Genomic DNA, 4,705 nt, shown 5'->3' on the forward strand with positions numbered 1-4,705 from the left:
GTTTTGAGGTTGTGGATAGAACTGACGAAGTTAGCTCAAAATACTGTTTTGAGGTTGCAGATGTGAGCTGACGTGGTTTGAAGAGATTTTCGAAGAGTATTAGTTAAAAACGTGATAAAGGAGAAATAAAGATGGCAGAAATTTATCTAGCAGGTGGTTGTTTTTGGGGCCTAGAGGAATATTTTTCACGCATTTCTGGAGTGCTAGAAACCAGTGTTGGCTACGCTAATGGTCAAGTCGAAACGACCAATTACCAGTTGATCAAGGAAACAGACCATGCAGAAACGGTCCAAGTGATTTACGATGAGAAGGAAGTGTCACTCAGAGAGATTTTACTTTATTATTTCCGAGTTATCGATCCTCTATCTATCAATCAACAAGGGAATGACCGTGGTCGCCAATATCGAACTGGGATTTATTATCAGGATGAAGCAGATTTGCCAGCTATCTACACAGTGGTACAGGAGCAGGAACGCATGCTGGATCGAAAGATTGCAGTAGAAGTGGAGCAATTACGCCACTACATTCTGGCTGAAGACTACCACCAAGATTATCTCAGGAAGAATCCTTCAGGTTACTGTCATATCGATGTGACCGATGCTGATAAGCCATTGATTGATGCAGCAAACTATGAAAAGCCTAGCCAAGAAGTGTTAAAGGCCAGTCTATCTGAAGAGTCTTATCGTGTCACACAAGAAGCTGCTACAGAGGCTCCATTTACCAATGCCTATGACCAAACCTTTGAAGAGGGGATTTATGTAGATATTACGACGGGTGAGCCACTCTTTTTTGCCAAGGATAAGTTTGCTTCAGGTTGTGGTTGGCCAAGTTTTAGCCGTCCGATTTCCAAAGAGTTGATTCATTATTACAAGGATCTGAGCCATGGAATGGAGCGAATTGAAGTTCGTTCTCGTTCAGGCAGCGCTCACTTGGGTCATGTTTTCACAGATGGACCGCGGGAGTTAGGCGGCCTCCGTTACTGTATCAATTCTGCTTCTTTACGCTTTGTGGCCAAGGATGAGATGGAAAAAGCAGGATATGGCTATCTATTGCCTTACTTAAACAAATAAAACAGAGAGTGGGGCTTCCCACTTTCTTCATTTCTAGAATATGAATAGAAGGGATTTATGAAACACCTATTATCTTACTTCAAACCCTACATCAAGGAATCAATTTTAGCCCCCTTGTTCAAGCTGTTAGAAGCTGTTTTTGAGCTCTTGGTTCCCATGGTGATTGCTGGGATTGTTGACCAATCTTTACCTCAGGGAGATCAAGGTCATCTCTGGATGCAGATTGGCCTGCTCCTTATCTTTGCAGTAATTGGCGTTTTAGTGGCCTTGATAGCTCAATTTTACTCAGCAAAGGCAGCAGTAGGCTTTGCTAAGGAATTGACAAACGATCTTTATCGTCATATTCTTTCCTTGTCCAAGGACAGCAGAGACCGTCTGACAACTTCTAGTTTGGTCACTCGCTTGACTTCGGATACCTACCAGATTCAGACTGGTATCAATCAATTCCTGCGTCTCTTTTTGCGAGCGCCCATTATCGTTTTTGGTGCCATTTTTATGGCTTATCGAATCTCAGCTGAGTTGACTTTCTGGTTCTTAGTCATGGTTGCCATTTTGACCATTGTCATTGTAGGGTTATCTCGATTGGTCAATCCTCTCTACAGTAGTCTCAGAAAGAAAACGGACCAACTGGTTCAGGAAACGCGCCAGCAATTGCAAGGGATGCGGGTTATTCGTGCTTTTGGTCAAGAAAAACGAGAGTTACAGATTTTTCAAACCCTTAACCAAGTTTATGCTAGATTACAAGAAAAGACAGGTTTCTGGTCTAGTTTATTAACACCTCTGACCTATCTGATTGTCAATGGAACTCTTCTCGTTATTATCTGGCAAGGCTATATTTCAATTCAAGGAGGAGTGCTCAGTCAAGGTGCTCTCATTGCTCTTATCAATTACCTCTTACAGATTTTGGTGGAATTGGTCAAGCTAGCCATGCTGATCAATTCCCTCAACCAGTCCTACATCTCAGCTAAGCGAATCGAGGAAGTTTTTGCTGAGGCTCCAGAAGATATTCATTCAGAATTAGAACAAAAGCAAGCTAGCAGTGATCAGGTTTTACAAGTTCAAGAACTGACCTTTACCTATCCTGATGCGGCCCAGCCTTCTCTGAGAGACATTTCCTTTAATATGAAGCAAGGGCAAATCCTTGGTATCATCGGAGGAACTGGTTCTGGTAAATCAAGCTTGGTGCAAGTCTTACTTGGACTTTATCCAGCAGACAAGGGGAGTATAGACCTTTATCGAAATGGACGTAGTCCTCTTAATTTGGAGCAGTGGCGGTCTTGGATTGCCTATGTGCCCCAAAAAGTCGAACTCTTTAAGGGAACCATTCGTTCTAACTTGACTCTAGGTTTACATCAAGAAGTATCTGACCAGGAACTCTGGCAGGCCTTGGAGATTGCGCAAGCTAAGGATTTTGTTAGTGAAAAGGAAGGGCTCTTGGATGCCACTGTTGAGGCAGGAGGTCGAAATTTCTCAGGTGGACAAAAACAAAGGCTGTCTATTGCTCGCGCAGTCTTGCGCCAAGCTCCATTTCTCATCCTAGATGATGCGACCTCGGCCCTCGACACCATTACCGAGTCTAAGCTCTTGAAAGCTATCCGAGAAAATTTGCTAAATACGAGCTTAATCTTGATCTCTCAACGAACCTCGACTTTACAGATGGCTGACCAGATTCTCCTCTTAGAAAAAGGAGAGCTCCTAGCTATCGGCAAGCACGAGGACTTGATGAAATCTAGTCAAGTTTATCGCGAAATCAATGCATCCCAACATGGAAAGGAGGACTAGCATGAGACGACAAACTGCAAACCAGACGCTCACACGCTTGGCAAAAGATTTAGCAAGCAATCCCTTCCTCCTTTTCCTAGCCTTTCTAGGAACTATTACCCAGGTTGGCTTATCAATCTACCTACCTATCTTGATTGGGCAGGTCATCGACCAAGTCCTAGTGGCTGGTTCTTCACCAGTTTTTTGGCAGATTTTTCTCCAGATGATCTTGGTAGTTATAGGAAATACTCTGGTACAATGGGCCAATCCTCTTCTTTATAATCGCCTAATCTTCTCTTATACCAGAGACTTGCGAGAGCGAATCATCTATAAGCTCCATCGTTTACCGATTGCTTTTGTGGAGCGGCAAGGAAGTGGAGAGATGGTCAGTCGGGTAACCACGGACATCGAACAGTTAGCAGCTGGCTTGACCATGATTTTTAACCAATTTTTCATTGGTGTCTTGATGATTCTGGTTAGCATTCTAGCCATGCTGCAAATTCACCTCCTCATGACTCTCTTAGTCTTGCTGTTGACGCCACTTTCCATGGTGGTTTCACGCTTTATTGCCAAACGCTCCTATCATCTCTTCCAGAAGCAAACAGAGACAAGGGGAATTCAGACTCAGTTGATTGAAGAATCGCTTAGCCAGCAGACTATTATTCAATCTTTTAATGCTCAGGTAGAGTTTATCAAAAGACTGTGTGAGGCTAATGACAACTACGCAGGCTATTCGCAGTCGGCCATCTTTTATTCTTCAACGGTCAATCCTTCGACTCGCTTTGTCAATGCGCTCATTTATGCGATTCTAGCTGGAGTAGGAGCTTATCGTATCATGATGGGGTCAACCTTGACCATTGGGCGTTTAGTGACTTTTTTGAACTATGTCCAACAGTATACCAAGCCCTTTAACGATATTTCTTCAGTGCTAGCTGAGTTGCAAAGTGCTCTGGCTTGCGCAGAGCGCGTCTATGCTGTCTTAGAAAGTCCTGAGGTTGCTGAAACAGGCAAGGAAGTCTTGACCAGTGACCAAGTTAAGGGAGCTATTTCCTTTAAACATGTCTCTTTTGGTTACCATCCTGAAAAGATTTTGATTAAGGATTTATCTATTGATATTCCAGCTGGTAGCAAGGTAGCCATCGTTGGTCCGACAGGTGCAGGAAAATCAACCCTTATCAATCTTCTTATGCGTTTCTATCCTATTAACTCAGGAGATATCTTGCTGGATGGGCAATCCATTTATGATTATACCCTAGTATCATTGAGACAGCAGTTTGGCATGGTGCTCCAAGAAACCTGGCTCAAGCAAGGAACCATTCATGACAATATTGCTTTTGGAAATCCTGAAGCCAGTCGGGAGCAGGTGATTGCTGCTGCCAAAGCAGCCAATGCAGATTTTTTCATCCAACAGTTGCCACAGGGATACGATACCAAGTTAGAAAATGCAGGAGAATCTCTCTCTGTCGGTCAGACCCAGCTCTTGACTATAGCGCGAGTCTTTTTGGCTATTCCAAAGATTCTTATCTTAGACGAGGCAACTTCCTCCATCGATACACGGACAGAAGTGCTAGTACAGGATGCCTTTGCAAAACTCATGAAGGGGCGCACAAGCTTTATCATCGCCCACCGTTTGTCAACCATTCAGGATGCGGATTTGATTCTTGTCTTGGTAGATGGCGACATCGTGGAGCATGGCAATCATCAGGATCTCATGGCTAGAAAGGGTAAGTATTACCAAATGCAGCAAGCAGCAGCTTTTAGCTCTGAATAAGCCATTCTCTTTTGAAAGTTTATGGACGAAAAAAGTTGCCTTCGGGTGACTTTTTTGTTACAATAGCTAGAAAAATTGTTCACTGTAATACTCAATGAAAATC

The 4,705-nt window shown here is 43.4% G+C and carries 3 protein-coding genes; all 3 read left to right on the forward strand.

The window, feature by feature from the left end:
* Nucleotides 1-131 precede the first annotated feature (131 nt).
* From msrB to HT701_RS06350, 3 genes are read left to right on the forward strand one after another with little or no spacing between them, the layout of a single operon-like run.
* On the forward strand, nt 132-1,070 hold the full coding sequence (gene msrB / locus HT701_RS06340) for a peptide-methionine (R)-S-oxide reductase MsrB (RefSeq protein WP_023932754.1): 939 nt from the start codon (nt 132-134) through the stop codon (nt 1,068-1,070).
* Between the two features lie 57 nt (nt 1,071-1,127).
* The gene (locus HT701_RS06345) at nt 1,128-2,852 is read left to right on the forward strand and encodes an ABC transporter ATP-binding protein (RefSeq protein WP_000681711.1); all 1,725 of its coding nucleotides are present in this window, start codon (nt 1,128-1,130) and stop codon (nt 2,850-2,852) included.
* 1 nt (nt 2,853) lies between these two features.
* Nucleotides 2,854-4,602 carry an ABC transporter ATP-binding protein gene (locus tag HT701_RS06350; RefSeq protein ID WP_001254298.1) on the forward strand — a complete coding sequence of 583 codons (1,749 nt, stop codon included), beginning with the start codon at nt 2,854-2,856 and terminating at the stop codon, nt 4,600-4,602.
* Nucleotides 4,603-4,705 lie beyond the last annotated feature (103 nt).

Source organism: Streptococcus sp. 10824, from assembly GCF_013276595.1.
Classification (GTDB): Bacteria; Bacillota; Bacilli; order Lactobacillales; family Streptococcaceae; genus Streptococcus; species Streptococcus pseudopneumoniae.

Excerpts from the sequence above, each read along its gene's own strand:
- msrB (WP_023932754.1), top strand. The coding sequence starts at position 132 with ATGGCAGAAATTTATCTAGCAGGTGGTTGTTTTTGGGGCCTAGAGGAA.
- HT701_RS06345 (WP_000681711.1), top strand. The coding sequence starts at position 1,128 with ATGAAACACCTATTATCTTACTTCAAACCCTACATCAAGGAATCAATT.
- HT701_RS06350 (WP_001254298.1), top strand. The coding sequence starts at position 2,854 with ATGAGACGACAAACTGCAAACCAGACGCTCACACGCTTGGCAAAAGAT.